Raw genomic sequence first — 26,913 nt, 5'->3', positions numbered from 1 at the left:
TTGCTAATCTCCTCTGGTTTCTGTGTGGATGGTGCTGGTTGTTGCGGGTTCTGCGGTCTGTGCGGGTTCTGCGGTCGGGAGATCGAGAGAGGTCTGCGGGCCTCGCTTGCGCCGTGCGCGGAAGGCCACGGCGGAGTATGCGACGGCGGCGATGATGATGATGCCCTGCACGGCGTCTCGCAGCGTCGACGGGACACCGGCGATGTTCAGCAGCATGAAGAGGGCCTCGAGAGCGAAGGCACCGGCAGCCGCCGCGACGATCCAGCCTCGACCGCCGCCCAGAACGACGCCACCGAGGACGACGGCCGTGATCGCGACGAATTCGTAGCCGCGGCCGACCGAGGGGTGCACCCCGGCGTATCCCACGAGCAGCACGGCCGAGAGCGTCGCCGACAGTGACGAGATCACGAAGGCGCGGGTGGTGACCCAGGCGCTGCGCGCACCGGCGAAGTCGACCGCCGTGGCGTTGTCGCCCACCGCGATGAGCAGCTTGCCGAGCGGGCGCTTGGTGATCCAGATGCCGAGGGCGAGCCAGCCGATGAGGATGAACACCGCCCACGGGATGAACTCGAGCAGCGGCACATCGCGGATGCCGCCGCGGCCGATCTCGCGGAAGCTGTCTGCCGGGTTTCCCGTGGCCGCTCCGCCCGTCCACCACATGACGCCGCCGAGAAGGGCGAGCATCATGCCGAGCGTGACGATGAAGGAGGGCACCTTGAGCAGCGTCGTGATGACCCCGTTGACGAGTCCGACGACCACTCCGAAGACGATCATGAGCAGCAGCACGGGAATCGTGCGCGAGTCGTCCTGCCCGACGAGGTTGCCGGCGATGATCACCTGGGCCGTGATCAGCGAGCCCTGCGACAGGTCGAACTCGCCCGCGATGATGACGAAGTACTGACCGATGGCGACGATCGCGATCGGGGCGACGCGCTGGATGAACCTCATGACCTGGCCCGGCTCGGCGAAGCTCGGGTTGAGGATCATGACCGCCACGAGCAGGATCACGAGCAGCAGGAACACCGCGCCCCGAGGGCTCACGAGTGTGCGCAGCGCGTTCATGCGCGTCCTCCTTCCGCCACGGGGTTCGTATCGGCGAGCTCCGATGCGGCGGCCGCCATCTCGGACTCGGCCGCCTTCGCGGCGTCGTCTCCCCCGGTTCTCGTGCCGCCTGCTCCGAAGCGCGGGCGGCGGCTGACGATCGAGCGCCGGCTGTAGACCGCCACCGCGGCGACGATCACGACGCCGCGGACGACGTCCTTCAGGAACGGGTTGACCTGCATGACGCTCATGACGTTGTCGACGACCGCGAGGATCGCGACGCCGCCGATCGCACCCCAGATCGAGCCGCGTCCGCCCAGCAGCAGCGTGCCGCCGAGCACGACCGCGGCGATCGACAGCAGCGCGTAGCCGCCCTGCTGGCCGACGGTGGGGCTGCCGACGCCGAGACGGCTGGCGAGCAGCAGACCGGCGAGCCCTGCGAACACCGAGCACAGCACGTGCGCGGCGATCAGCGGCGGCTTGGTGCGCACCCCGGACAGGCGGGCGATCTCCGGGTCGCCGCCGACCGCGTAGAGGTGGGCGCCGGTGCGGGTGCGGTTGAGCAGGAACCAGACGAGCACGGCGAGCGCGATCATGATGATCGTCGAGACGGGAACGGGCCCGACGCCGGTGGCGCCGATGAGCTGGAACTCCCAGGGCACGCTGCCTGCCGAGCCCTCGAAGTTGGTGTTGAGGATGCCCTGCAGAATGAGCCCCACGCCGAGGGTGGCGATGAAGCCGTTGACCTTGAGCACGGTGACGATCAGGCCGTTGACCAGGCCGATGCCTGCGCAGACGATCAGGGTGAGGGCGACGGCCGCCGGCACGTTCGAGGGGTTCCCGTTCATGATCGTCGCAGCCAGCAGGCTCGAGAGACTCACGACGTAGGTCACCGACAGATCGAGCGATGCTCCGAGCACCACCAGGGTCTGGCCGATCGCGACGAGTCCGAGCACGCTCATGCCGGTGAGGATGTCGCGGATGTTCCCGGGGCTGAAGAAGTTGCGCCCCACGGTGCCGACGAGGATGGCGCCGACGATGAGGGTCAGGATCAGGATGCCGAGGACGATGACCGTCGAGTCGATCCGAAGCCGCTTCATCGTGCACCTCCGTCGATGGTGGCGCCCGTGGCCGCACCGAGGATCTCATGCTCGGCCGACCCTGCGGGCAGCTCGGCGACGAGCTCGCCGTCGTGCATCACGAGGATCCGATCGCTCATGCCGATCACCTCGGGCAGCTCGCTCGACACCATCAGCACCGCCTTGCCCTGAGCCGCCAGCTCGCGCATGAGCTGATACACGGCGTACTTCGCACCGACGTCGATGCCGCGGGTCGGCTCGTCGAAGAGCACGATCTGCGGCTGGGTGAGCAGCCACTTGGCGAGGACGACCTTCTGCTGGTTGCCGCCGGAGAGGAACCGCACCTCCTGGTCGACGCCCCTCGAGCTGATCTCCAGGGAGCTGAGCACTCCGGGCACCTCCCGCCTGGACGAGGCGGTGCGAGCAGCGAAGACGCTGCGGGTCACGAGCAGGGCGTTGTCGAGCACCGACTGCCCCAGCGCGAGCCCCTGGGCCTTGCGGTCCTCCGAGACGAGCGCGAACCCGGCGCGCACTGCCGCCCTGGCGCTCGTGATGCGCGCGGGTGAGCCGTCGACCCGCATCGAGCCCCGCACGAACGGGTCGATCCCGAAGACGCCTTCGACCAGTTCGGTGCGCCCGGAGCCCTGGAGTCCCGCGAGTCCGACGATCTCCCCCGCGCGCAGGGTCAGCGACACCCCGTCGACGAAGGCGTTGCCGCAGCCGTCGAGCTCGAGACGCGGCTCCCCCACGACCGTGCCCGCCACGGCATCCGGGTAGTACGACTGGATCGAGCGGCCGACCATGCGGCGCACGAGCTCGTCGGTCGTCAGCGCGCCCGTCTCGTCGGTCGACACGAGAGCGCCGTCCTTGAGGATCGTGATGCGGTCGCACAGGTCGAAGATCTCCTTCAGCCGGTGCGAGACGTAGATCACCGCCACGCCGCGCGAGGTGAGCCGACGGATGATGGCGTAGAGCAGCTCGACCTCGCGATCGCTGAGTGCGGCGGTCGGCTCATCCATCGAGATGACCTGCGCCTCGAACGAGAGCGCCTTGACGATCTCGACGATCTGCTGCTCCGCGACCGTCAGCGACCCGACCCGCGCCTGGGGGTCGATGAACGAGACACCGAGATCGGCGAGCAGCTCGCCGGTGCGGCGGACCATCGCCTTCTGATCCACGAACCCGGCACGGCGCGGCTCGCGTCCGAGGTAGACGTTCTGCGCGACCGTGCGCTCGGGCAGCAGGGTGAACTCCTGGAAGACGGTCACGATGCCGTCGTCCATCGCCTGTCGAGGGTGCGCGTACCGCACCTCTCCGCCGCGGTACCGCACGACGCCGTCGTCGGCGGGTTGCACCCCGGCGATGATCTTCATGAGAGTCGACTTGCCTGCGCCGTTCTCGCCGACGAGGCCGTGCACCTCGCCCGGACGCACGTCGAAGTCGATGCCCTTCAGCACCTCGACGCCGAAGAACGACTTGCGGATGCCCGACACCTCGAGCACCGGCTGGGTGATCGTCGCGGTCATGCCGCCACCTCCGTCCATCGTCCGTCAGCGGCCGCGGAGGCGAGGACCGCCTCGGTCAACACGGCCGAGCGGAACCCGTCTTCGAACGTCGGCAGCCCCTCGGGGTTCGCACCGCCGATCGCCGCGTACACGTCGGCGATGAAGCCGTTGAAGGCATCCTGGTAGCCCATCGCGTGCCCCGAGGGCACCCGCTGCAGGCGGGCCGAGTCGGGCGCGGCCGTGGCGGGATCGCGCAGCAGCAGTCGGGACTCGTCGCGCATGCCGATCCACAGTTCCTCGGGCCGCTCCTGCTCGAAGCGGAGTGTCTGCCTGGATCCGTGCAGCTCGAGCGTCAGAGCGTTCTTGCGTCCGGCCGCCATCTGCGAGATGAGCAGCGTGCCGAGGGCACCGGACTCCGTCTCGACGAGGATCGCGACGATGTCCTCGGTGTCGACCGCCTGGCCCGCTCGCTCGTCGAACACCCTGCGGGTGCGCGCGCTCAGCGCGCTGATGCGCTGGCCGATCACGAACTCGATGAGGTCGCACAGATGCGAACCGATGTCGGCGAACGCCCGGGACGACCCACCGGATGCCGAGCGCACCCGCCAGTCGTCGTCGGTGGGATGCAGCATCCAGTCCTGCAGATACGAGCAGTCGAGCGTGAGGAGCTCGCCGATGTCTCCCCTGGCGACGCGGGCACGCGCCTCGCGCACCATCGGGTGGTAGCGGTAGACGAAGGGAACCGCGCCGACCCGCCCTCGCGACGCCGCGGTCTCGGCGAGCCTGCGGGCGTCTGCGGCGTTCGTGGCCAGGGGCTTCTCGCAGACGACGTGCTTGCCGGATTCGAGCGCTCGGAGTGCCAGTGCGGCGTGTGTGGCGTTGGGGGTGCAGATGTGCACGACGTCGATGTCGTCGGCGTCGAGGAGCGCGGCGGCATCGATCTCGGCGCGCGCGGCACCCAGTTCATCTGCGGCCAGTCGTCCGCCCGAGGCGGAGCGGGTGGCGACGGCGCGGAGCTCGCCGCCCGCGTCCCTGGCCGCGGTGCGATGCACGCGTGCCATGAATCCCCCGCCGAGGATGCCGGCTCGGATCGTCCCGAGACCGGTGTCAGTGACATCCGTTGTCATGCGGGTGAGTCTGACACAGGCTCTCCGACTTTTGCTAGACCTCTGTCAAAAGTTCTTTGTAACGAATCGGAAGTCGATCGAGCCCTGTTCCAAGTCTGTGGTTTACTGACGCAATGGTCGACGCACTCCGCACCGCCGCGGCAGCGAACCCCGGCGCCGGCGAGATCTTCCAGATCCTTCGCGACGGCACCGCTCGCACCAAGGCCGAGCTCGCAGCCATCACCGGCCTCGCCCGGTCGACCGTCGCGCTGCGCGTCGACGCACTGCTCGCCGCGGACCTCCTTCGTCCGGCGGGCGAGGCCGTCTCGACCGGCGGGCGTCCGCCGGCGCGGCTGGCCTTCAATTCCCGCGCCGGAGTCGTGCTCGCCGTCGACCTCGGCGCCACCCATGCCACGATCGCCGTCGCGGATCTCGCCGGCGTGATCCTCGATTCGCGCACACGCACGATCGACATCGCCGACGGACCGGACAATCTGCTCGACGTGATCCTCGCCGACGGGGCGACCCTGCTCGAGACTCCGGCGGCCGTGGGCATCCCGCTGCTCGGCATCGGGATCGGCGTGCCCGGGCCCGTCGAGCACTCGACGGGTCGGCCGACCAACCCTCCGATCATGCCCGGCTGGGACCGCTTCGACGTCCCCGGCTACGTGCAGCGCACGTTCGACGTGCCGGTGCTGGTCGACAACGACGTGAACATCCTCGCCCTCGGCGAGCACGCGACGATGTGGCCGCACGTCGACGACCTGATCTTCGTGAAGGTCTCGACCGGCATCGGAGCCGGCATCATCGCCGGCGGGCAGCTGCAACGGGGCGCGCAGGGCTCAGCCGGCGACATGGGGCATGTCCAGGTGCCGAGAGTGCTCGGGTCCACCAGGGAGCCCGGCGACGAGCGCGACCTCGAGGCGCTCGCGAGCGGGTCGGCCCTGGCGACGGCGCTGCGCGACGCGGGGCACGAGGCGCACAGCCCGGGCGATGTGATCGAGCTGGTGCGCTCCGGCAATGCCGCAGCCATCGAGGCGACACGGCAGGCGGGACGCGATGTGGGCGAGGTCCTGGCGACGGTGGTCAATCTGCTCAATCCGTCGATCATCGTGCTCGGCGGCAGCATCGCCAGGGCCGGCGAGCACCTGCTCGCCGGGGTGCGCGAGGTCGTCTACAGACGGTCCATCCCGCTGGCGACCCAGCATCTGGCCATCGTGCAGTCGCAGGCGGGCGACAGGGCCGCCGTGCTCGGGGCCGCGATCATGGTCGCCCGCGAGGTGCTCTCACCCGCGAGCGTCGACCGCTATGTGGTGACGAAGGCGCGCTGACCGCGCCCTCGTCACCACATCGGCCGATATCAGAGCGTCGCCTCGAACGGGTCGAAGTCGGCGTCGAGTGAGCCGACCTCGTCGATCGTGCTCGCGACCTGCACGAAGCTGCGCGATTCGGCGGCCTCTTCGATCGACAGCAGGGTGTCGAGCACGTGGTAGCCGAACTCACCGGTCGCGACATGCGGGCGGTCGGCGGCGATCGAACGCGCCATGTCGAGCAGACCGACGCCGCGACCCGAGAGCACGCCCTCCTGGACCACGTCGACGACCTCCTGCGTCATGGGCGCCGGCGGCACGAAGGCCTGCGTCAGCGGCCGGGTGATGGTGATCTCGCCTCCGAAGGTGTTCGGGTCGGGGATCACGATCGTCCCCTCGGTGCCCGTGATCTCGACGATGCCCGTGCGCAGCAGCGGCGAGTCGGTGCTGTACAGGCTCTGCGCCTGTCCACCCTGCTCGAAGTCCATCAGCACGCTCAGCGTCGACGGGATCTCGACGGGGAACTCCTGACCGGCGAGCTCGCCGACCTGCACGGTGCGGGTCGGGCTGCCCTGGAGACCGAGCGCGGCGACGGCGGCGACCGGTCCGAACACGTGCACGAGAGCCGAGACGTAGTACGGCCCCATGTCGAGCAGCGGCCCCGCGCCCTTGGCGTACAGGAACGCGGGGTTCGGGTGGAAGATCTCCGGCCCCTGCCATTGGAACGTGGTCTGGGCGAACAGCGGACGACCGATGTCACCCCGGGCGATGGCGCGCTTCGCCGTCTGCACACCCGGCCCGAGGACCGTGTCGGGCGCGACGCCGACGCGGAGCCCCGCGGCATCCGCCTTCTGCAGCAGGCGCAGCGACTCGTCGCGGCTGACGCCGATCGGCTTCTCGGTCCACACGTGCTTGCCTGCGGCGAGGATCGCCTCGGACACCTCGACATGCACCGCGGGGATCGTCAGGTTCACCACGATGTCGATCTCGGGGTCGTTCAGCACGAGCTCGACGCCGCCCGCCCGCGGGACGCCGTACTTCTCGGCCTGCGCCCTCGCGCGCTCCTCGAGCAGGTCGCCGATGGCGAGCACCCGCACGTCGGGGAACGTGGTCAGGTTCGACAGGTACTGGTCGCTGATGTTGCCCGCGCCGATGATGCCGACGCCGACGGGCCCGTTGCCGATCGCCATCAGCCGGCCACCTTCTCGTCGAGGTAGACGCGGCTGCGCTCGATGGCGTCCCAGAGGTCGCCGTCGAAGTGGTCGAACTCCACGATCGCGAGCTCGAGTGCCGGGGCTGCGGCGATGGCCTCGACCAGCGGGACCACGCCCTCTCCTGCCGCGACCTGGTCGGCGGGCGGGTAGGCGCTCAGCAGCGAGGGATCGAGCGTGCCGTCCTTGGCGTGCACGGCGATGACCCGGTCGCCCAGACGCTGCAGAAGTGCGACCGGGTCGACGCCGCCGCGGGCGACCCAGTACAGGTCGACCTCGAGCACGACGCGCTCGTCGAGCAGGCCCGCGAGCACCTCGAGTCCGGTGACCCCGTCGAAGACGGCCTCGAGCTCGTGGGCGTGGTTGTGATAGCCGACGCGCACGTCGACGGTGGCGCCCACGGCGGCCGCCTCGTTGAGCAGACGTGCGGTCTCCTCGATCTGCTCGACCGTCTCCCAGCGCGCGGGCTCGGTGTACGGGTCGATGACCGTGTCCATGCCGAGCACCTTCGCGGCGGCGAACACCTCAGCGGGCGAGGGCACGGGAAGCGTGGTGCCGCTGCCGTCCGGGTTCACGAACGACTCGGAGGCGAGGAACGCGTGACCCGAGGGCGCGGTGAGACCCGCGTCGGCCAGCGCATCGGCGAGCGGCTGCGCACGGCGCACGAAGTCATAGGGCTCGACGGCCGTGAAGCCTCGCGCGGCGACCTCTTTCAGTGAGCCCTCGAGGTCGGTCTCGAGCTGATCCTTGATCGTGAACAGCTGGATGGAAGTCTGAATCGCCACGGGGTCTCCTTCGGTCGTCGGTGACGTGCGGGTCGTCTTCGCCCGTCTGTCCGAGCACGCTATCACCAAATACCTCCGCGCGGAAGTTTTCATGTCGTTACACTCTCACCATGACCGACGATCAGGATCGCCCACGGCAACGCGGTGCGTATGCGAAGGGCATCGCCCGTCGCCAGGAGATCCTCGATCGTGCCATCGAGGTCTTCGCCGAGCGCGGGGCCGACCGCACGAGCCTGCGCTCCATCGCGAGCGCCGTCGGCGTCACCCACTCAGCCCTCACGCACTACTTCGGGTCGCTCGAAGAGCTGCTCGTCGCGGTCTACCAGGAGAGCACGGCGCCAGAGCGCCAGCATCCCGACGCGTTTCAGCCGGATGCGACCCCCGTCGAGCGGATGATCGAGTCCGCGCGCACCAACCGCGAGGTGCCCGGTCTCGTGCAGCTGTATTCGATGCTGGTCGCCGCCGCTCTCGAAGAAGGGCACCCGGCCGCCCGCGAGTTCGCGACGACCCGATTCGCGCGGTTGCGAGCGGACATGGCCGCGGTCGTGCGGGAGCAGCAGAGCACCGGACGCATGCGGGAGGACGTGGATGCCGAGGCCGTCGCCGCCCTGGTGGTCGCCGCCTCCGACGGCCTGCAGACGCAGTGGCTGCTCGATGACACCGCCCCGCAGCACGAGGCGCTCGCGCTGCTCGACCGGCTGCTGCGGCCGACCGCTCGATAGGGTGAAGGCGTGACAGCACCAGGCACGGATCGACGTTCGCCCTACGAGCGCGCGCTCGGCGACCGCATCTCGGAACTCCACCCGAAGACCGCCTGGTACTTCCGCACGATCCGCGAAGGCCACGTCGGTGTCGGCACCGGGGTCTTCACGACCGCGGGATCCCGTCATCGCTGGCTCTGGCCCGTGTTCCGCATCGCGGAGTCTCTCGGAGTCGCGTTCGCCGGGTGGGAGCACGACGTGCCGTTCCGCATCGAGAACCGCACGGTCGCGGGCGAGGCCCTGGCGGTGAGGCACTTCGACCTTCCGGGGCGCACGTGGGTCATGCCCGACATCGTCTCGCTCGGCGCGAACCGCATCCTGCGCAACGAGATCGGTCCTCATCGCACGGTCGTCACGACCTTCGACATCGACGTGCGCGACGGCGCGGTCGTGCTGACCATCCGCCGCGTCGGGATGCGTTTCGGGCGGCTGCGCATCGCGGCCCCGTCTTTCCTTCGTCCGCGCATCGGCCTCGTCGAGCGCTGGGACGAGCAGCGTGAACGGCACCACGTGAACATGACCATCGATGCCCCTCTGCTCGGTCGCGTCTACGAGTACACCGGATTCTTCGAGTACGCGATCGAGAGCGAGACTCCGTGACAGATCCGACACCCCTCGCCTCAGGCCCCGTCGTGATCGGCGGCTCGACCGGTTTCATGGGGAAGTACCTGATCCCGCACCTGCAGTCAGCCGGGCGGGAGGTCATCACGATCTCGCGCTCGGGCGCCGACATCTCCTGGGGCGACCAGGCGGCGATCGATCGAGCCGTCGACGGCGCATCGCTCGTGATCGGCCTGGCGGGCAAGAGCGTGAACTGCCGCTACACGCCCGAGAACCGCGCGGCGATCTTCCGTTCGCGTCTCGACACCACCTCGTCGCTGAGCTCCGCGATCGCAAGAGCCGCGAGTCCTCCCCCGCTGTGGATCAACTCGTCGACGGCGACGATCTACCGCCATGCGGAGGAGCGACCGATGACCGAGTCGTCGGGCGAGATCGGCACAGGGTTCTCCGTCGAGGTCGCGAAGGCATGGGAGCGCGCCCTGTTCGCCGACGATCTGCCGCACACGCGTCGGGTGGCCCTGCGCAGCGCGATCGTACTGGGCCACGGAGGCGTGCTCGGCCCGCTGAAGAACCTGGCACGACTCGGCCTCGGCGGGGCGCAGCACGACGGCCGGTGGCCGATCAGTCGCGCGCGCCGGGCCGCCGGCACCGCGCACCGCCCGGGAGCTCGCCGCGGTCGGCAGCGGTTCAGCTGGGTGCACGTCGAGGACATCGCCCGCATCATCGACTTCCTCGAGGTCACGCCGACGCTCGATGGCCCTGTGAACGCCGCCTCCCCGAATCCGACGGACAACGCCGACTTCATGGCGACCGTCCGGCGGGTGCTCGGAGTGCGCATCGGACCGCCGATGCCCCGGTGGATGCTCGAGCTCGGCGCCATCGCCATCCGCACCGAGACCGAGCTGATCCTCAAGAGCCGATGGGTGATCCCCGAGAAGCTCACGGTCGCCGGCTTCGAGTTCGCGTACCCGGACCTCGAAGACGCCCTGCGGGAGTCGTTCGATCTCGAGCGCGTCCGCTAGCGAGGCGCGTCAGTCGTCCCGCTCGACGAGTCCCCGCCGCCTTCGCGCCTGCGCTTCTCGATCTCCTGACGCAGCCGCCACTCCTCGATCTCGCGATCGAGATCGGCGATCTGCTGCTCGGTGCTGCGGGCGTCGACGGGCGGTGTCGGGCGCGGTTCCGGTCGAGCAGCCGCAGGTCGAGCAGCCGGCCGCATGCGGGGGATCCGCGGGATCCGAAGGCCGGCCTCGGAGTACTCCCTGCCGATCGCGAACCACAGCAGACTGCCGATGAGGGGCAGCAGGATCACGATGATGACCCACGCCATCTTCGGCAGGTACCTCACCTGCGCGTCGTCTCTCCGGATGATGTCGACCATCGCGCCGACCATCAGCGCGATGACGAGGAGCGAGAACAGGAACGGCATGCGTTCAGGGTAGACGACCGGGCCGCGTCTTGCCGCTGCTAGGGCAGCAGGTGACCGGCCGCGCGGAACAGCTCGTACCACTCGGCCCGGGTGAGCTCGATGTCGGCACCCGCTGCGGCGTCCTGCACGCGCTGCGGAGTCGTGGTCCCGAGCACGACCTGCATCTTGGCGGGGTGACGCGTGATCCACGCCGTCGCGATCGCGATCGGTGCGACTCCGTACGACGCCGCCAGACGATCGATCACCCCGTTGAGCTCCGCGTACTCGGGGTTTCCGAGGAAGACGCCCGTGAAGAATCCACCCTGGAACGGCGACCAGGCCTGGATCGTGATGCCGTTGATGCGGCAGTACTCGACGATGCCACCACCGTCGCGGACGATGCTCTGGTCTTCGCCGGCCATGTTCGCGGCGACCGGCTGCGCGAGGATCGGCGCGTGCGTGATCGAGAGCTGCAGCTGGTTGGCGACCAGAGGCTGGGTGATGGCGGTGCGGAGCAGATCGATCTGTCGAGGGGTGTGGTTCGAGACGCCGAACGCGCGGACCTTGCCCGCGGCCTCGAGCTCGTCGAACGCCCTGGCCACCTCTTCGGGTTCGACCAGCGCATCCGGGCGATGCAGCAGCAGCACGTCGATGTGCTCGGTGCGCAGCGCCGCGAGCGACCCCTCGACCTGGCGGACGATGTGATCGTACGAGAAGTCGAACGTGCCCTCAGCGGGGTTGATGCCGCACTTGGTCTGCAGCACGATCTCGTCGCGCTCGGCGGCGCTCAGCCCCAGCGCCTCGGCGAAGCGGCCCTCACAGAAGTGCATGCTTCCGCCGTAGATGTCGGCGTGGTCGAAGAAGTCGATGCCCGCGCCGCGGGCCGTGTCGTAGAGTTCGCGGATCTGCGCGTCATCCTTGTCATCGATGCGCATCATTCCGGCGACGACGGCGGGGGCAGTGGCGGATCCGAACGGGATGGTCTTCATACCCCCACGCTAGTGCGGACGAGGGGTGAGCTGCGCGACTGCGATGCCGAGCGCGTGCGCGATCTCGGCCAGATCGGTGACGGTGAAGTCGACCTCGCCCGCGAGCTTCCGGCGCAGCTCGGTGCCGGTGATGCCCACGCGCGCCGAGAGCCACTGGCTGCTTCGCCCAGCCCGCAGCAGTTCCTCTTCGACCGCATCAGCCACCACACGTCGCACATCTGTCGTCATTCATAGACAGTATCGCCGCAGGCGTAGCACATCAAGCATCCATGGCGCCAGTATGACGGCATCCTGGCTTCATCTCGGTGCTATCGTGACTCACGTGAAGACACCGGGTGAGCAGTTCAACGCGGCAGTCGGCCGCCAGCTCCGTGCCGAGATCGGCGCCGCAGGCAGCAGCATCGCCGCGATGGCACGCGAGATCGGCATCGCCAGGAGCGCGCTCGACAATTACGTCACGGGCAAGCGTTCCATCCCGGTCCCCATCGTGTACGCGGTCAGCGCGTCGCTCGACATCGCTCCCCACATCATGATCACCCGTGCAGAAGAGCGGCTTCGCTCCGAGGTCGAGCGCGGCGGCGCCACCATCACCCCGCTCCACCCCCGCACCGATGTCCGTGGTCGACGCGAGGATCGATCCGAAGTCGCGTTCGAGTCTCCCCTCGCCCACGCCGACGACACCGACGATCTCTACGACTGACGACCTGCGACGAGGAGGACCATGGAGGCCCTCCTCCGCCTGCTCGAACAGAACGGGCTGCACCTCGTCGAACGCCGAGGTCGGTGCCACGGCGGCTACGAACCGCAGACGGCGACCATCCGCGTCTCCCCCGGACTCAGCCGGAGAGCGACCTGCAGCGTGATCGCCCACGAGCTGGCGCACGCCGTGCTCGGCCACACTCCCACGGCAGACCCGTCGATCCGTGCGCGACAGGAGCGACGCGCCGACGAGTGGGCTGCGCGCCTGCTGATCAGCGCCGACGCCTATGCCGAGGCCGAGAAGGCGCGAGGCACCCACCCGGCCAGCCTCGCGTTCGAGCTGGGGGTGACGATCGAGATCGTGACCGCCTACCAGCGGCTGCTCCGCCGCGTCGGCGACGCCACGTACGTCGGCGCGAAGATGGGCCGAGGCCAGTGGGAGCACCGCACCCTGATCGCGGGATCCGCCACCGGGCGCCGCGCTGATTGAATGGCTGCATGACCTTCCGCACCACTCCGGCCCCGATCACGCTCACCGGACGCCTCGTCGAGCTCCGCCCGCTGGAGACCTCGCATCACGACGGACTCCTCGACGCGCTGCGCGAAGGCGATCTGTGGAAGCAGGCCTGGTACACCTCCGTGCCCTCTCCCGACGGACTCGCCGCCGAGATCGACCGTCGCATCGGTCTGATCGAGAGCGGCGACATGATCCCCTTCACGGCGTTCGACGCCTCGGGGCGCATCCTCGGCCTCACCTCGTACTACGACCTCGAGGGTGACGTCCCGCGGCTGCACATCGGGTACACCTGGAACCGCCCGTCGGCGCACGGAACCGGCACCAACGCCGAGTCGAAGCTGCTGCTGCTCCGGCACGCATTCGAAGAGCTCGGCGTCTTCCGGGTGGGCCTGACCACTCAGTGGGTCAACTTCCAGTCGCGCGCCGCGATCGAACGCCTGGGAGCGAAGCAGGACGGCGTCATGCGCGCGATGAGCCGGTACCGCAACGGCGCACTGCGCGACAGCGTCGAGTTCTCGATCATCGAACCGGAATGGCCCGCAGTGCGGGCCAACCTCGAGGCGAGGCTGGCCAGACGACGCTGATCACTCGGTGGCGTTGCCCGACCAGTTGTCCTTGCGACGAGTGGCCGAACCACCTGCACGCATCATGAATGCGAGCGACAGGCTGGTGATGAGAAGTCCACCGACGAAGACGATCGCCTGGAAGTCCTCGAGCGACTGCGCGAGCCCCATGAGCCAGATGCCTCCGAGGAAGAGGATCATGAAGAAGATGAAGCTGAGGATCACGGGATCTCCTGTCGTAGCGGCCGTCATCCAGGATACCGTCTAGCGCACACCTGCCAGCGACGGAACCCCCTGGGCTATCGGCGTCGTCGATGATTTCGTGCAGGGATGACCGCACAACTGACTGCCCTCGCCATCTCCTGCACTCTCAAGCCCTCCCCCGCGGAATCGAGCACCGACCTTCTCGGTTCGCAGATCCTCTCAGCGCTCGCCGAGCACGGAGTGACCGGCGAGCTCGTGCGCGCCGTCGACCACGTCATCAGCCCCGGCGTCGAGGCCGACATGGGCGGAGACGACCAGTGGCCCACGTTGCGCGAGAAGGTTCATGCCGCCGACATCCTGGTTCTCCTGACGCCCACCTGGATGGGACAGCAGTCGAGTGTCGCCCAGCGGGTGCTCGAACGCCTCGACGCGGAGCTGAGCGAGACGGACGACGCAGGACGACCGATCCTCTTCGACAAGGTCGCGCTCGCCGGCATCGTCGGCAACGAGGACGGCGCACACCACATCGCCGCGATCCTGTTCCAGTCTCTGAACGACGTCGGATACTCCGTGCCTGCCCAGGCATCGGTCTACTGGAACGGGGAGGCGATGCAGACCGTCGACTACAAGGATCTCGACGAGACCCCCGAGAAGGTCGCCCAGGCGACGGCGACAGCCGCGCGCAACGCGGCGCGCCTGGCAGGCCTGCTCAAGGCGGACGGCTACCCGGCCGAGTAGGTCAGGACTTCGCCTTGCTCCCGTCGGCGATCTTCGCCTGCACGTAGTCGTCGATCACGAGTTCCCCGGTCGCGTTGAGCGCGTGCATGATCTCCTCGACGCGGGGCTTCTGGATGGCCTGGGGTTCCGCTGACGTGAAGAGGAACTGCAGGGGGATCGCCGGGTGGATCCATACCGTGACGCGCCCAGGATCGCCGCCCTCGGAAGGAAGCCAGGTCATCATGAAGCTCTCCTGGCGGCGGAGTTTCGTGCCGACGACGACCTTCAGATGAGCCAGTGTCTCGTCGTCGATGAGGATCGGCTCCGATGTGCCGTCATATCGCAGTCTTCCCATGAAGGAAACCGTACCCCGGGGTACGCGTCATCGTGTACACGCAGGCGTGATCAGACGCGACGGAACGTCACGACCTCATCACGGCGAGACCGTTCGACGCGCATTCCCGCGAGTTCGAGCCGGCGGAAGACCCGGCGCGGCAGCGCGGGCAGCTCGCCGGTGCGGCCCGGCGACGGTGCGGCGAGCCCGGCGATCAGCGAGAGGTCGACGCCCGCACCCCGCACCTCGATGCGGGCGTAGTCCGAGCGGGTTCGCCAGACGAGGTGCTGCAGGTGACGGAACGGGATGCGGTGCGTCGCTGTCCCCGCACGGATGCGCAGCTCATCATTGCCGAATGCGACGCCGCACGAGAGCGTACGACGGCGGAGCGCTCCTCTGAGCAGCAGATAGACCGGCAGGCCGACGAGGACGCCCACCAGGATGATCGCGAGACGGGCCCCCACGCGCATCACCGCGTCGTCGAAGGCGATGAGCAGAGCCGTTCCCGCGAGGCCGACGGCCAGGACCACGCCCACGATGGCGAGCGTCAGCGTCCGCATCCGCAGGTCGAGGGCCGTGAACTCGACGCCGGAGCCGTCGCGGCCCTCCTCCCGCTCCCACTCGGGCGCAGCGGGAGGAGGTCGTCGCTTCGCATCGCGTCGCCCGATGAGATCGGTGAGGCGCGAGAGGAGCCCGAGCCAGATCCACCCGGCTGCGGGGCCGGCGGCGATCTGCAGCACGACGACGACCGCGCGCACCGGGTCTGGCAGCCCTGCCAGCAGCGCGTCGTCGGACTCGATCACGAGGATCATCCCGGCAGTCAGGCCAGCCGCGACACCGAGATGCACCGCGACGCCGGTGCGCACCGGGCGCATCTCCATCGTCGCGTTGACGAACGAGAACGCGACGCTCCAGCCACCGAGCAGCATGAGCAGGAACGCGAAGAAGCTCAGGTCGTCGCCCGCGATGGTCCAGACCATCGCGGCGATCAGGAACAGCAGTCCCCATGCGAACGGAGCACGCACGAACCGGCGACCGATCTCGCGCCTCAGCCGCCTCTCCGAGGTCGTCTCGGGCGCGGTGTCGGTCATCGCAGCAATCCTAGGACGAGACCCGACGTCATCGCGGGCGCATCGGGTGGCGTGCGGCAGTACCGTGGATCCATGACCGCTCCTGTTGATCCGACACACACTCCCGCCTGGTCCGAGCTCGCCGCGCTGCGCGAGTCGATCACCGCCGATCTGCGGGGCTGGTTCGCCGCCGATCCGGACCGCGCTGAACGTCTCTCGTTCCCGCTCGCGGACCTCCATGTCGATCTGTCGAAGAACCTCGTCACCGATGAGGTTCTGGCCGCGCTGCTGCGCCTCGCCGAGCAGACGGGTGTCGCCGAGCGCTACGCCGCGATGCTCGAGGGGAGCCATCTCAACACGTCCGAAGACCGGGCCGTGCTGCACACCGCACTGCGCCGACCGGCCGGGGCCTCCCCCGCGCTCGTCGTCGACGGACAGGACGTGGATGCCGATGTGCATGCCGTGCTCGACGCGCTCAGCGCGTTCGCCACCCGGGTTCGCGCCGGCGAGTGGCTCGGCATCACCGGCAAGCGCGTCACCCACGTCGTCAACATCGGCATCGGCGGCTCCGACCTCGGGCCGGTCATGGTCTACGAGGCTCTGAAGCCCTACGCGGATGCCGGCATCGAGGCCCGGTTCGTGTCGAACATCGATCCGACAGACCTCGCGCAGAAGACATCGGACCTCGACCCCGAGACGACGCTCTTCATCGTCGCGTCGAAGACCTTCACCACTCTCGAGACGCTCACCAACGCCCGTCTGGCGCGCGATTGGCTGTGGGCCGGGCTCCAGGCCTCCGGCGCCATCTCCGACGACGACGACGCCCGCACCGACGCCGTCGCACACCACTTCGTGGCGGTGTCCACCGCGCTCGACAAGGTCGCCGCGTTCGGCATCGATCCGACGAACGCGTTCGGGTTCTGGGACTGGGTGGGCGGTCGCTACTCGGTCGACTCCGCAATCGGGCTGTCGCTCGCCATCGCGCTCGGTCCTGATGCGTTCCGTGAGCTGCTGGCCGGTTTCCACGCCGTCGACGAGCATGTGCGCATGACCCCGCTCGAGCGCAACGTCCCCGTGCTGATGGGCCTGCTCAACGTCTGGTACGTCAACTTCCACGGTGCTCAGTCGCACGCGGTGCTGCCCTACGCGCAGCAGCTGAGTCGGTTCCCGGCCTACCTGCAGCAGTTGACGATGGAGTCCAACGGCAAGTCCGTCCGGTGGGACGGCACCCCCGTCACCACCGACACCGGCGAGGTGTTCTGGGGAGAACCGGGCACCAACGGCCAGCACGCGTTCTACCAGCTCATCCATCAGGGCACGCGGCTGATCCCGGCGGATTTCATCGCCTTCGTCAACCCGGCGTACCCGCTGACCGACGACGGTCAGGACGTGCACGAGCTGTTCCTGGCCAACTTCCTCGCACAGACCAAGGCCCTGGCCTTCGGCAAGACCGCCGAAGAAGTCGAGGCCGAGGGAACCACGGGAGCACTCGTGGCCGCGCGCACCTTCCCCGGCAACCGCCCGACCACCTCGATCTTCGCGCCCGCTCTCACGCCGCAGGTCCTCGGCCAGCTCATCGCCCTCTACGAGCACATCACGTTCACCCAGGGCACGATCTGGGGCATCAACTCGTTCGACCAGTGGGGCGTCGAGCTCGGCAAGCAGCTCGCCATGCAGATCGCACCGGCGATCGGCGGCGACGAGTCGGCGATCGAGGCGCAGGATGCGTCCACGAAGGCGCTGCTCGCGTACTACCGCGCGAATCGGAAGTAGGTGGAGGCGGACGAGACGCGGATGCCGTCGCCCGCGGGTCGCGATTCGCCCGTGCGTGCACGTCGACGAGGTCTGCTCGTCGGCGCCGCACTGGTGGTCGCGGCGGGGCTCGTCACGCACTTCGTCGGCAGCGGCCCGATAGCGGACCTGGCCGGCGATGCGCTCTATGCGGCGATGATCTACCTGTTCATCGCCATCGCGTTCCCTCGCGCCGCCTTCTGGGTCGTCGGCGTGACCGCGCTGACCCTGTGCACGCTGATCGAGTGCTTCCAGCTCACCGGCCTGCCGGGGCTGTGGGCGGAGAGCTTCTGGCCGGTGCGACTGGTCTTGGGCATCGGCTTCGATGCGCGCGACCTCGCTGCATACGCGGTGGGCGCTGGCGTCGCGACCCTCGTCGACGTCGCGGTCAGCCGTCGTCGCAGGGCACACGCCTGACGGACAGCGAAAGACCCCCCGAGCGGTGCTCGGGGGGTCTTGCTGTCTGTGGACCTAAGGGGACTCCGCCATCCTCGCTGCGCTGCGGTGGCTCCCCGAATCACTCAGCCGTATAGACAGACGAGAGCCCCCCGTGCTTCGCTCGGGGGGCTCTCGTCTGTCTGTGGACCTAAGGGGATTCGAACCCCTGACCTCCTCGATGCGAACGAGGCGCGCTACCAACTGCGCCATAGGCCCTGACGTCTTCTACGCTATCACGCTCGAAGACCCGCTCGCGCCGCGAAGATCAGCCGGCTGCGCGCTTCGCAAGGAGGTCGCGGACATGCGCCTCGATCTCGGCATCGTCGACGTATCCCATCTTCGCGAAGGGAGAAGATGCTGCCGGCGCGGCGGCGGGGATCTGCACCGGCGTCGCGGGCGCCAGGCGCTCGGCGCGCTCGCGCAGCTCGGCGAGGCGAGCCGCGGTCCGGCGCTCCTCCTGCGCATCGAGCTCTGCTCGCGCGACCTGCGCACGAGAGCCTGCGACGGTCACCAGCGGCTCGGGCAGTGGACGCGGAGTCCATGTCGCTCGACCCTGGTCGTGCAGTTCGGGCGCCACTCTCTGCACGGGCTGCTCGGCCTCCCGAACGGAGCGTCGGGCTGCACGAGCGGCGACCGACGACATGCGCTGCAGGGCGTAGCCGGCCACGACGATCATCGCTCCGCCGATCCACAGCAGCAGCTGGGCCTGACCGGCGATCAGCTGCCACACGCCCAGCCCGGCGATGACGAGACCGAGAAGCAGAGTCGAGGTGGCGACGATGCGCACGCGGCGACGAGCGCGTGCCTGGCGCATGACAGGATCAGCCCTCGTGGCCGCGAGCTCTTCACGGAGGAGCATGAGCTCGGCGGCCTCCTTCTCGGACTGCAGGCGCTTCGCGAGCTTCTGCTGCGCGAGAGCCGTCCGCGCATTGAGCTCGAGGCGCACCTCGCCGGGGGTCTCGCTGGTCTCGGCGAGCACCCGCAGGGCCTGGTTCAGCCGGACGGCGTTGCGCTCGGCGGCGTCGTACTGGAAGCGTCCGCGCCATGACGGCAGCAGATAGAGCATCCACAGGAGCACAGCGACGAGGACTATCACTCCCCCGCTCAGCACTGGCCCGTCCATGTCGACAACGGTACGGGAACATCGATGGTCACGACGCTCAGTGGCAGCGTGTGTCGCGACGAGTTCTGAACTCAGCGGCGTGTCAGAGCGCGAAACGGTCGGAAGGAGGGATCGTCGCGGCGTCCGGGGGCACTTCGCCGTTCAACCAGCGGGCCAGCACGCCCTGCGGGACATCCTCACGCGTCAGGGCGAATGCGTAGTGATCGCGCCAGTCCCCATCGATGTGGATGTACCGGCGACGCAGCCCCTCATAGCGGAAACCGAGCTTCTGCACGACCCTCAGGCTCGCGACGTTCTCGGGGCGGATGCAGATCTCCATGCGATGCAGTGCATACTCGGTGAAGCACGCGTCGGTCGCGAGCGCGACGGCCGTCGGCGTGATGCCCTTGCCGGCGAACCGCTCGCTCACCCAGTAGCCGATGGTCGCCGAGCACAGCGACCCCCTGGCGACTCCCCAGACGTTGAGCTGCCCGGCGATCTCGCCGTCGTACTCCATGACGAACGGGTAGCCAGCGCCGTCCCGGTACTGCTGCAGCAATCGACGGATGCTGAGCCGCATGTCGAACGAGACCGAGCCGTAGGGGACGGTGGCCTCCCACGGCTGCAGCCACGAGCGGTTGCTCAACAGCTCATGCTGCAGAGCCCTCGCGTCGCGTGAGCGCACGAGGCGCAGCTCGATGAGACCGTGCCGCATCCCCGTCGCCTGATCCATCCGTGCGCCCCGCGATGACGCCTAGAGGCGTTCCGCGAACTCCTTCAGCCACGGGCGCAGCTCGGGGCCGAGGTCGTCGCGATCTGAGGCCAGCTGCACGATCGCCTTGATGTAGTCGACGCGGTCACCGGTGTCATAGCGGCGGCCGCGGAAGATCACGCCGACCACGCCGGGGCCCTCGGGCCTGGTCGCCAGCACCTGCAGCGCGTCGGTCAGCTGGATCTCTCCGCCCTTGCCGGGTTCGGTGTGCTCGAGCACCTCGAAGATCGACGCGGGAAGAACGTAGCGACCGATGATCGCGAGGTTCGACGGAGCGTCTTCGGCGGCCGGCTTCTCGACGAGGTCGGTCACGCGCACGGCATCCGATCCTTCGATGTCCTCCACGGCTGCGGCGCCGTACATGTGGATGTTCGCGGGGTCGACCTCCATGAGGGCGATCACGGCGGCGCCGGAGCGCTCGTGCTCGGCGATCATCTCGGTCAGCAGCTGGTCGCGCTCGTCGATGAGGTCGTCGCCCAGGAGCACGGCGAAAGAGCTGTCGCCGACGTGCGTGCGGGCACGCAGCACCGCGTGACCGAGGCCCTTCGGCTCGCCCTGACGGACGAAGTGGATGTCAGCGAGATCACTCGAGTGGATGACCCGAGCCAGACGACCCGTGTCGCCCTTCTCCATCAGCTTCACCTCGAGCTCGGGAACCGAGTCGAAGTGGTTGGAGATCGCGTTCTTGTTGCGGCCGATGATGACGAGGATGTCGTCGATCCCGGCTGAGGCGGCCTCTTCGACGACGTACTGGATGGCCGGCTTGTCGACGACCGGCAGCATCTCCTTCGGCATCGCCTTCGTCGCAGGCAGGAACCGTGTTCCCAGTCCTGCGGCGGGAATGACAGCCTTCATCTTCCTAATACCCATCCACACAGCCTAGTGGGGATGCCGCCGTAGACTCGGAGGCATGCCTCATGACGTCGAGCACGAGAAGCGCGCGCTTCGCGCCGAGCTCCGCGAACGCCGCCAGCTGCTGAGCGACGCGCAGCGGGAGATCGCGGCATCCGCCATCACGCAGCGACTCGACGAGCTCGTCGCATCGCTTGGCGCCCGGTCGATCTCGTGCTTCCTCTCGACCACGACCGAGCCGGGCACGAGGGAGTTCGTCACCGGGGCAGTGCGCCGCGGCATCCGGGTCCTGCTTCCGGTGACCCGCGCAGACGGTCTGCTCGACTGGGCGGTCGCGACCGATGACGACGACGTCGCCGAGGGGCTGTTCGGACTGCCCGAGCCGACAGGCGAGGTCCTCGGCCCGATCGCCGTGAACGACGTCGACCTGATGATCATCCCTGCCGCCGCGGTCGACCGCACCGGGATGCGCATGGGCTGGGGGCGCGGATACTTCGACAAGACCATCGGATCGATGGAGAAGTGCCCGCCTGTCTACGCAGTCATCTATGATTCCGAGGTACTCGACTTCCTGCCGAGGGAGGTGCACGATCAGCCGGTGTCCGGCGTCGTCACTCCCACGCAGACCCTCCACCTGTCGCCGACGCGACGCTGACCCGCGAGGATCGCCATGCCCACCTATGCCTACGCCTGCCGTTCGTGCGGCCACGCCTTCGACGCCGTGCAGAGCTTCTCGGACGACGCTCTCACCGTCTGCCCCGAGTGCGGCGGCGAGCTGCGCAAGCAGTACGGATCGATCGGCGTGACGTTCAACGGATCGGGCTTCTACCGCAACGACTCGCGCGCGGGTTCTGGCGCATCGACGTCCGCACCGGCATCATCGAAGTCGGAGCCGGCGAAGAGCACCACTCCGGCGCCCGCCTCGACCAGCACCTCATCCTGACCACATCGACTCTTCGGAGGCACTCATCATGCTCAAGGGCTTCAAGGACTTCATCCTCCGCGGCAACGTGATCGACCTGGCCGTCGCCGTGGTCATCGGCACCGCGTTCACGGCGATCGTCACCGCCGTGGTCAACAGCATCATCACCCCGCTCGTCTCCCTGTTCTTCAAGGCAGACGCGACCGGAAACTTCGGGCCGCAGCTGACGAGCATCTACGGCGACACGGTCACGTTCCCCATCGGCGACCTGATCTCGGCGGTCATCAGCTTCCTGTCGGTCGCCCTGGTGGTCTACTTCGTCTTCGTCCTGCCGATGAACACGTTCAAGGCGCACGTCGAGGCTCGCAAGGGCACGCCCGCCGAGCAGCCGGAGGAGGAGCCGGCCGCCGCGACCGAAGCCGAGCTGCTCGTCGAGATCCGCGACCTGCTGGCCAGGAACAGCTCGCGCAGCTGACGCGGCATCGTCCTACCACGAAGCGCACGGTCCTGATCGGACCGTGCGCTTCGTCGTATCCCCTGCAGAAGGCGCAGGGGCAGGTGTTCAGTAGTGCGGGGGCACGTCCTGCATCAGCTGATCGTCGTTCGGCCCCTTCGGGCCCTTCGGCCGCTGGGGGTCCTTCACGACCCGTTCCGGGTCGGTGTCGGTTCCCGGCACGGGAGTCAGCCGGGCACGTCTCGATCCGGAGACCCGCACGACCTTCTGCCGGGGTGCGTCAGGGTCGCGCTCGTCAGTCATTCTGCGGATCGGTGAGATCGATCGGCTGCGTGTCGTTGTCGGCGCGAGCCGCGGATGCCGAGATGCCCAGGACACCGGCGATGCGCGAGGCCGCGGTGACCGGGTCGCTGTAGAGGTCGAACGCATGCACGCGCACGTAGTGCCAACCGAGGCGACGCAGCACATGCGGGCGCAGTCGGAGCGTCTCGCGCAACGACTCGCCACGCGACTCTGGGTCGGACTCGATCACGACCGCCTTGCCGTTGTGCTGGGCGACGAGGGGCAGCAGGCCGCGATAGTCGACGTCGACGGAGGCGCCGAGGCGGCGCAGCTCGCGTGCGAGTGCGAGCGTCAGCGGATCGGCGAGGTCTTCGAGGCGCGCATCGCGTGCACGGGTGGCGAGGCCGCCCAGGATCGACATCAGCGTGGCCGCGCCGAACTCGAGTCGACCGTCGTCGAACGAGGAGGGTCGGATCGACGAGACGATGACCATGGACCGCCGGGCGCGGGTCATTCCCACGGTGAGCAGCCGCTCGCCGTCCGGCGTCGAGAGGTCACCGAAGTCGCTGAGCACCCGGCCGTGCTTGGTGAGACCGTAGCCGAGCGAGAAGATCACGCGGTCGCGACTCTCGGCGACGGACTCCTCGAGCGTGAGCACCGCGAAGGGCTCGGCGGTGTCGCGACCGACGAAGTCGGCGACATCCGATCGTCCGGCGAAGGCGGAGGTGACCGCCGCGCGCACGCGCTCGGCGTGACGCCTGCTCGCCGTGACGACCATCAACGACTCGTCCGGGCGATGCACGGCGTGCTCGACGACCAGAGTGACGACGCGGGCGACCTCGGCCTCGGGGCTCTCCACCGCACCCGATACGGGGTCGGGCGCTCCCGTGCCGCCTTCGACGTAGTCGACGGTGAGGCTGCCGCGACCCAGATACGACCCCGCCCAGGGCAGGGAGACGATCTCGCCGCCGTAGAACGCGTCGTTGATGAGTTCGGCGAGATCTTCGCCGCCGGCGCGGTAGCTGCGCGTGAGGGTCATCACGGGCAGCAGCTCGGACAGCCGCTCGAACACCGACACGGAGTCGAAGGGAACCTCGTGCTCCCACTCGGAACCCGGGTCGACCGCGACGTGGAACGCGGTCGGCAGCTGCGTGACCGGGTCTCCGAACGCCACGACCTGACGCGCACGGCGGATCGCCGGGGCGGCTTCTGCCAGGTTGATGGCGGCCGCGTCGACGAGGAGGACCGTGTCGAACTCGACCGAGTCGGGTATCTGCGGCACGAGGTAGGGCGACGAGATCCAGACCGGCGCGAGCACGTCGACGAGCGTCGGCGCGGAGCTCACGATCTCGGCCGTCGTCGTCGCGGGCTGCTTCAGTGCGCGCCTCAGATTCTGGGATTCCTGCGGCTCGTCGACGATCGCGATCTTCCACTGGTTCGCGAGCTGCCATGCGAGAAGCGGACCTGCCATCGCGGCATGCGCCTCGTCGACGAGACGGAAGTCCCGCTCGAGCCGATCGACCACCGCCGTGTTCGCGCCGAGCAGCGCCCGGTCCTCCTGCAGAGCACGCTCGAGCAGCGTCTGCCACCAGGCGAACTCCAGCTCGTCCCCCACGCGCGACTCGGCCACGTGCCGAACGGACAACTCCGCCAGCAGCGGCTCGAGACCGAGTTCGGCCAGTCGATCGCGCAGCTGCGCACGCTCGACGAGGTTGTCGAAGACATCGGACTTGGCCGCGAGGCCCGCGAGAGTGCGCACGAGACGGGCCACGGGAAGCGTCGAGAGCGGCTCCCTGCGTCCGAGCGCGACGTCCAGCTCTGCGAGCTCGGCCGTGACGCGCTGCCACGAGGCGTAGACGTCGGCGAGGCCGAGCGGCACCTCGGGTGCGACACCGGCATCCACGAATCGCTGCCACTGGGTGCGCTGCGCCTGGATGCGGAGCAGCGACTCATGCATCTCGGTGACGTGCACTCCGGGGCGGACGTATTCCTTCGCGAGTCGACGCAGACGGCGCCGGTTGGCTCCGGACATGGCCGGCGCATCGCGTCGCGAACCGTGGGCCTGGATGAGCTCCCCCAGCGGGCGCTCGAACACGGTGGGGCTGAACCGGTCGAGGGAATCACGGATGCCCTGCAGGAGCCGCAGGTACTCGCCGAGCTCGTCGATGGTCGAGAACGGACGCATGTGCGTCTGGGCGATCAGCGCATAACCCCGCTCGAGCAGGGCAGGCACGCTCTCGGAGTGCAGACGCGCCGCCAGCTGATGCGCGGACTTCGCAGCCTCCGTGCTCGAGAAGGTCACGCCGTACCAGGGTGAGTCGTTCGGGCCGAAGCGGAACTCGCCCAGGCGCGCCGCGTGCGCGAGCGCTGCGGCAGCCGATGAGCGATCGTCGGCGAGACGGCGGAGGGTCTCGGCGCTGAGCCGCGCGGTGGTCGACGGCGGAGTGGGCAGGGAGGCGAGTCTCGTGAGGTGACGCGTGGCGTCGAGCACCGACGAGTTCGTTCCCGCGACCGGAGCGGTGAGCGCGTGCCGGTAGTCCCGCAGCACGGCGCGCAGACGGACCAGCGCGTCATCGACGTCGCTGACCTTCGGAGCGGTCGCCTTCTCGTTCCGGCCGATCGCGCGCACGAGGTCGCGGCGCACGCTGGCGGGTGAGACCGCCAGGCTGTCGAGACCGATGCCCGCGAGGCGGTGCCTCACCCCGTCGAGGGTCGAGCGCCGAGCCGAGACGACGAGCACGCGCTTGCCGGCGCGCACGAGCTCGCCGAGCGCATTGATCACGGTCTGCGTGCCGCCGGTGCCGGGGAGAGTCGCGACGGTCAGCGAATGGCCGGCCGCGATCTTCGCGAGAAGGGCCTCCTGCTCGGCATCCGCGTCGAGCAGCAGATTGTCGGATGCCGGTGCGCGGTCATCCGGTCCGGTGTGGTGCGGGTCGGGTCTGCGGGCGGAGACCTGTTCGCGGTCGCCGACGTGTCCGGCGAGAGCGTTCAGCACGACGTGGTCGAGGCTGCCCCCGTCGCGGGACATCGCGCCGCCGACGTCGGCGAAGGTCGAGACCACGAGCCTCGGCAGCACGGTGAACGTGTCGATCGATCGCGTCGTGGCACGCAGGCTGTCGATCACGGGCTGCGGCTTGAAGATCCCGCCGTCGTAGGCGAGGGCGGCGAGCGCTGCGGCGTCGATCGTGATGCCGAAGTGCTCGCGCGCGATCCGCACGAGCTCCGGGTTCACCTCGAAGGCACCCTGCAGCTTGAGCTCGAAGTCGGAATGGTGCCGTCGGATCGCCAGCGGGCGAAGGAGCACGGGTGCCGAGAACTCAGCCCCGCCGATGCGCCATCCGGCGACCCCGACCGCGAGGTGCACGGCTTCGATGCCGCGGACGGTGCGCAGCTCGGTGTTCTTCGCGGTGATCCGCTCGGCGGCGAGCCTCGCGGTCCGCAGACCGACCTCGTCGCGGTAGAGGTTCGACAGCAGGGTGGACTTGCCGGTGATGAACTGGGGAAGGCTGCCGGGGTGGGCCTTCGAGATGTCGATGCCGGACTCGACCGTGTCGCGGAAGTTGACGAGCGGCGATGAGCCGCCGAGGTCCGCGGCTTCCGCACGCAGCCGGGTGCGCTCCGCTTCAGCGGCATGCGCGATGCCGATACCGGAGACCGGCTCGTGCAATTCGCCGAGGGTCACTGCGGCATCGGTCGCCGCGTCATCCGCAGCCTTGCCTTCACGTCGCCACACACCTCACACACTAAGCGCGCCTCGCCCCGCAGCCGGTATCCCTGGCGGGTTTCACCGGATTTCCGCCCATCAGGGGGCTGGATCAGGTGCATGCGGACTGCTTCTGCACGCCAGCCGTGAATCAGCGGCGTCTCCCCCGGTCGCGCCCGTGATGATGCCCGCGCTCGATCGCTGCCGTCAGTATGGAGGCATGACCTTCCGCTACGACTTCGCACCGACCCCCTTCGGAGACGCACTCGCCGTGTTCTCCGACGAGGGGCTCGTCCGATTCGACCTCTCGGAATCGGACGATCCCTCGGTTCCCTGGGTTCTCGAGAACGTCTCGGGCCAGCTCGGCGCCGTCCCCGACCCCGACCCCGGAGCAGCCGACGACGTGACCGAACTCCTCGACGCCTACTTCGACGGCGCGCCGGTGCGATTCGAGGATCATCTCGAGTTCGATTGGCGCCTCGTCAACGGGTTCGCTCGCACCGCTCTGCAGACGATCAGCACGATCGAGTGGGGAGAGACGATGAGTTACGGCGAGATCGCGGTGCTGGCCGGTCGTCCCGGCGCCGCGCGCGCCGTCGGCACCGCGTGCCGCCTCTCCCCCTTCTCGATCGTCGTCCCGGTTCACCGCGTGGTGCGGTCCGACGGAACGGCGGGGCAGTACGGCGCGCATCCGGAGCGCAAGAGGTTCCTTCTCGATCTCGAGTCGCACCGCTGACCGC

31 protein-coding genes and 1 tRNA gene are annotated in these 26,913 nt (G+C 68.8%); 14 read left to right on the top strand and 18 right to left on the bottom strand.

The genetic code is table 11. The features are described 5' to 3' along the window. Positions 1-3 precede the first annotated feature (3 nt). The 4 genes from OB895_RS17280 to OB895_RS17265 are packed head-to-tail and all read right to left on the bottom strand — an operon-like array spanning position 4 to position 4,752. Positions 4-1,062 carry an ABC transporter permease gene (locus OB895_RS17280; protein ID WP_311878412.1) on the bottom strand — a complete coding sequence of 353 codons (1,059 nt, stop codon included), beginning with the start codon at positions 1,060-1,062 and terminating at the stop codon, positions 4-6. After that, a complete protein-coding gene (locus tag OB895_RS17275) occupies positions 1,059-2,141 on the bottom strand; it encodes an ABC transporter permease (RefSeq protein WP_311878411.1) in 1,083 nt (360 codons plus the stop codon). Before OB895_RS17275 ends, OB895_RS17280 begins: the two co-directional genes overlap by 4 nt. Further along, positions 2,138-3,646, bottom strand: a complete 1,509-nt coding sequence (locus tag OB895_RS17270) for a sugar ABC transporter ATP-binding protein (protein ID WP_311878409.1) — start codon at positions 3,644-3,646, stop codon at positions 2,138-2,140. The genes OB895_RS17275 and OB895_RS17270 overlap by 4 nt, the downstream gene beginning before the upstream one ends. Continuing rightward, the gene (locus OB895_RS17265; RefSeq protein WP_311878407.1) at positions 3,643-4,752 is read right to left on the bottom strand and encodes a Gfo/Idh/MocA family protein; all 1,110 of its coding nucleotides are present in this window, start codon (positions 4,750-4,752) and stop codon (positions 3,643-3,645) included. Before OB895_RS17265 ends, OB895_RS17270 begins: the two co-directional genes overlap by 4 nt. A 113-nt stretch (positions 4,753-4,865) precedes the next feature. On the opposite strand from OB895_RS17265, the gene OB895_RS17260 reads away from it, so the two are divergent. Continuing rightward, entirely contained in the window at positions 4,866-6,062 is a 1,197-nt protein-coding gene (locus OB895_RS17260) for an ROK family transcriptional regulator (protein WP_311878406.1), read from the top strand. Positions 6,063-6,091: 29 nt separating this feature from the next. Here the strand turns inward: OB895_RS17260 and OB895_RS17255 are convergent, their stop codons facing one another. Together OB895_RS17255 and OB895_RS17250 are read right to left on the bottom strand one after the other, a co-directional pair. Continuing rightward, positions 6,092-7,231 (bottom strand): Gfo/Idh/MocA family protein, encoded by a 1,140-nt coding sequence (locus tag OB895_RS17255; RefSeq protein WP_056373521.1) that lies wholly within the window; start codon positions 7,229-7,231, stop codon positions 6,092-6,094. Next, positions 7,231-8,037 carry a sugar phosphate isomerase/epimerase family protein gene (locus tag OB895_RS17250; RefSeq protein ID WP_042537313.1) on the bottom strand — a complete coding sequence of 269 codons (807 nt, stop codon included), beginning with the start codon at positions 8,035-8,037 and terminating at the stop codon, positions 7,231-7,233. Before OB895_RS17250 ends, OB895_RS17255 begins: the two co-directional genes overlap by 1 nt. Positions 8,038-8,147: 110 nt before the next feature. Between OB895_RS17250 and OB895_RS17245 the strand changes: the two genes are divergently transcribed. The 3 genes from OB895_RS17245 to OB895_RS17235 are packed head-to-tail and all read left to right on the top strand — an operon-like array spanning position 8,148 to position 10,381. After that, a complete protein-coding gene (locus tag OB895_RS17245; RefSeq protein WP_042537311.1) occupies positions 8,148-8,759 on the top strand; it encodes a TetR/AcrR family transcriptional regulator in 612 nt (203 codons plus the stop codon). A gap of 9 nt (positions 8,760-8,768) precedes the next feature. Beyond that, positions 8,769-9,398, top strand: a complete 630-nt coding sequence (locus tag OB895_RS17240) for a DUF4166 domain-containing protein (RefSeq protein WP_311878400.1) — start codon at positions 8,769-8,771, stop codon at positions 9,396-9,398. Beyond that, positions 9,395-10,381: an epimerase gene (locus OB895_RS17235; protein WP_311878398.1), complete on the top strand. Its 987-nt coding sequence runs from the start codon at positions 9,395-9,397 to the stop codon at positions 10,379-10,381. Before OB895_RS17240 ends, OB895_RS17235 begins: the two co-directional genes overlap by 4 nt. Here OB895_RS17235 and OB895_RS17230 read toward each other — a convergent pair. From OB895_RS17230 to OB895_RS17220, 3 genes are read right to left on the bottom strand one after another with little or no spacing between them, the layout of a single operon-like run. Continuing rightward, complete coding sequence (locus OB895_RS17230; protein WP_042537307.1) at positions 10,378-10,785, bottom strand: PLD nuclease N-terminal domain-containing protein; 408 nt, start codon at positions 10,783-10,785, stop codon at positions 10,378-10,380. The two genes, OB895_RS17235 and OB895_RS17230, sit on opposite strands and share 4 nt — an antisense overlap. A 38-nt stretch (positions 10,786-10,823) precedes the next feature. Further along, positions 10,824-11,753, bottom strand: coding sequence for an aldo/keto reductase (locus OB895_RS17225; RefSeq protein ID WP_311878395.1), 930 nt, complete (start codon positions 11,751-11,753; stop codon positions 10,824-10,826). Positions 11,754-11,762: 9 nt separating this feature from the next. Beyond that, positions 11,763-11,981: a helix-turn-helix domain-containing protein gene (locus OB895_RS17220; RefSeq protein ID WP_311878393.1), complete on the bottom strand. Its 219-nt coding sequence runs from the start codon at positions 11,979-11,981 to the stop codon at positions 11,763-11,765. Between the two features lie 94 nt (positions 11,982-12,075). Between OB895_RS17220 and OB895_RS17215 the strand changes: the two genes are divergently transcribed. Genes OB895_RS17215 through OB895_RS17205 form a run of 3 tightly spaced genes read left to right on the top strand, consistent with a single transcriptional unit; the run spans position 12,076 to position 13,553 of the window. Beyond that, positions 12,076-12,453 (top strand): helix-turn-helix domain-containing protein, encoded by a 378-nt coding sequence (locus OB895_RS17215; RefSeq protein WP_228385547.1) that lies wholly within the window; start codon positions 12,076-12,078, stop codon positions 12,451-12,453. 21 nt (positions 12,454-12,474) lie between these two features. Continuing rightward, positions 12,475-12,942 (top strand): ImmA/IrrE family metallo-endopeptidase, encoded by a 468-nt coding sequence (locus tag OB895_RS17210; protein WP_079113259.1) that lies wholly within the window; start codon positions 12,475-12,477, stop codon positions 12,940-12,942. Positions 12,943-12,950: 8 nt separating this feature from the next. Beyond that, positions 12,951-13,553: a GNAT family N-acetyltransferase gene (locus OB895_RS17205; RefSeq protein WP_311878390.1), complete on the top strand. Its 603-nt coding sequence runs from the start codon at positions 12,951-12,953 to the stop codon at positions 13,551-13,553. Here OB895_RS17205 and OB895_RS17200 read toward each other — a convergent pair whose 3' ends face one another. After that, the gene (locus OB895_RS17200) at positions 13,554-13,757 is read right to left on the bottom strand and encodes a hypothetical protein (RefSeq protein WP_042537303.1); all 204 of its coding nucleotides are present in this window, start codon (positions 13,755-13,757) and stop codon (positions 13,554-13,556) included. Positions 13,758-13,862: 105 nt separating this feature from the next. Here OB895_RS17200 and OB895_RS17195 point away from each other — a divergent pair, with 105 nt between their 5' ends. Continuing rightward, on the top strand, positions 13,863-14,474 hold the full coding sequence (locus tag OB895_RS17195) for a flavodoxin family protein (protein WP_042537302.1): 612 nt from the start codon (positions 13,863-13,865) through the stop codon (positions 14,472-14,474). Position 14,475: 1 nt separating this feature from the next. Here the strand turns inward: OB895_RS17195 and OB895_RS17190 are convergent, their stop codons facing one another. Beyond that, a complete protein-coding gene (locus OB895_RS17190; RefSeq protein WP_042537301.1) occupies positions 14,476-14,808 on the bottom strand; it encodes a DUF7882 family protein in 333 nt (110 codons plus the stop codon). A gap of 50 nt (positions 14,809-14,858) precedes the next feature. Continuing rightward, on the bottom strand, positions 14,859-15,878 hold the full coding sequence (locus OB895_RS17185) for a hypothetical protein (protein WP_311878387.1): 1,020 nt from the start codon (positions 15,876-15,878) through the stop codon (positions 14,859-14,861). A 72-nt stretch (positions 15,879-15,950) separates the two neighbouring features. Here OB895_RS17185 and pgi point away from each other — a divergent pair, with 72 nt between their 5' ends. After that, a complete protein-coding gene (gene pgi, locus OB895_RS17180; RefSeq protein ID WP_311878386.1) occupies positions 15,951-17,630 on the top strand; it encodes a glucose-6-phosphate isomerase in 1,680 nt (559 codons plus the stop codon). A gap of 21 nt (positions 17,631-17,651) precedes the next feature. Beyond that, positions 17,652-18,065 carry a ribosomal maturation YjgA family protein gene (locus tag OB895_RS17175; protein ID WP_079114023.1) on the top strand — a complete coding sequence of 138 codons (414 nt, stop codon included), beginning with the start codon at positions 17,652-17,654 and terminating at the stop codon, positions 18,063-18,065. 164 nt (positions 18,066-18,229) lie between these two features. On the opposite strand, the gene OB895_RS17170 is transcribed toward OB895_RS17175, so the two are convergent. From OB895_RS17170 to galU, 4 genes are all read right to left on the bottom strand, one after another. After that, a tRNA-Ala gene (locus tag OB895_RS17170) sits at positions 18,230-18,302 on the bottom strand. Positions 18,303-18,351: 49 nt separating this feature from the next. Then, entirely contained in the window at positions 18,352-19,209 is an 858-nt protein-coding gene (locus OB895_RS17165) for a hypothetical protein (RefSeq protein ID WP_042539868.1), read from the bottom strand. 82 nt (positions 19,210-19,291) lie between these two features. Next, positions 19,292-19,903 (bottom strand): GNAT family N-acetyltransferase, encoded by a 612-nt coding sequence (locus OB895_RS17160; RefSeq protein WP_042539893.1) that lies wholly within the window; start codon positions 19,901-19,903, stop codon positions 19,292-19,294. Between the two features lie 39 nt (positions 19,904-19,942). Further along, the gene (gene galU / locus OB895_RS17155) at positions 19,943-20,830 is read right to left on the bottom strand and encodes a UTP--glucose-1-phosphate uridylyltransferase GalU (protein ID WP_042539866.1); all 888 of its coding nucleotides are present in this window, start codon (positions 20,828-20,830) and stop codon (positions 19,943-19,945) included. A 40-nt stretch (positions 20,831-20,870) separates the two neighbouring features. Between galU and OB895_RS17150 the strand changes: the two genes are divergently transcribed. The 3 genes from OB895_RS17150 to mscL are packed head-to-tail and all read left to right on the top strand — an operon-like array spanning position 20,871 to position 22,209. Further along, on the top strand, positions 20,871-21,467 hold the full coding sequence (locus OB895_RS17150; protein WP_042539864.1) for a 5-formyltetrahydrofolate cyclo-ligase: 597 nt from the start codon (positions 20,871-20,873) through the stop codon (positions 21,465-21,467). A gap of 15 nt (positions 21,468-21,482) precedes the next feature. Beyond that, positions 21,483-21,755, top strand: coding sequence for an FmdB family zinc ribbon protein (locus OB895_RS17145; protein WP_042539862.1), 273 nt, complete (start codon positions 21,483-21,485; stop codon positions 21,753-21,755). A gap of 28 nt (positions 21,756-21,783) precedes the next feature. Then, positions 21,784-22,209: a large conductance mechanosensitive channel protein MscL gene (mscL, locus tag OB895_RS17140; protein WP_042539861.1), complete on the top strand. Its 426-nt coding sequence runs from the start codon at positions 21,784-21,786 to the stop codon at positions 22,207-22,209. 87 nt (positions 22,210-22,296) lie between these two features. On the opposite strand, the gene OB895_RS17135 is transcribed toward mscL, so the two are convergent. Both OB895_RS17135 and OB895_RS17130 read right to left on the bottom strand, forming a co-directional pair. After that, entirely contained in the window at positions 22,297-22,491 is a 195-nt protein-coding gene (locus OB895_RS17135; protein ID WP_056373557.1) for a hypothetical protein, read from the bottom strand. After that, positions 22,484-26,203, bottom strand: coding sequence for an ATP-binding protein (locus OB895_RS17130; protein WP_042539857.1), 3,720 nt, complete (start codon positions 26,201-26,203; stop codon positions 22,484-22,486). Before OB895_RS17130 ends, OB895_RS17135 begins: the two co-directional genes overlap by 8 nt. Positions 26,204-26,393: 190 nt before the next feature. Here OB895_RS17130 and OB895_RS17125 point away from each other — a divergent pair, with 190 nt between their 5' ends. Then, a complete protein-coding gene (locus OB895_RS17125; RefSeq protein ID WP_311878380.1) occupies positions 26,394-26,909 on the top strand; it encodes a methylated-DNA--[protein]-cysteine S-methyltransferase in 516 nt (171 codons plus the stop codon). Positions 26,910-26,913 lie beyond the last annotated feature (4 nt).

Source organism: Microbacterium forte (genome assembly GCF_031885415.1).
In the GTDB taxonomy this organism is placed as follows: domain Bacteria; phylum Actinomycetota; class Actinomycetes; order Actinomycetales; family Microbacteriaceae; genus Microbacterium; species Microbacterium forte.
The sequence above is the reverse complement of the archived record's forward strand: the minus strand, read 5'-3'. Positions and strand labels throughout refer to the sequence as shown.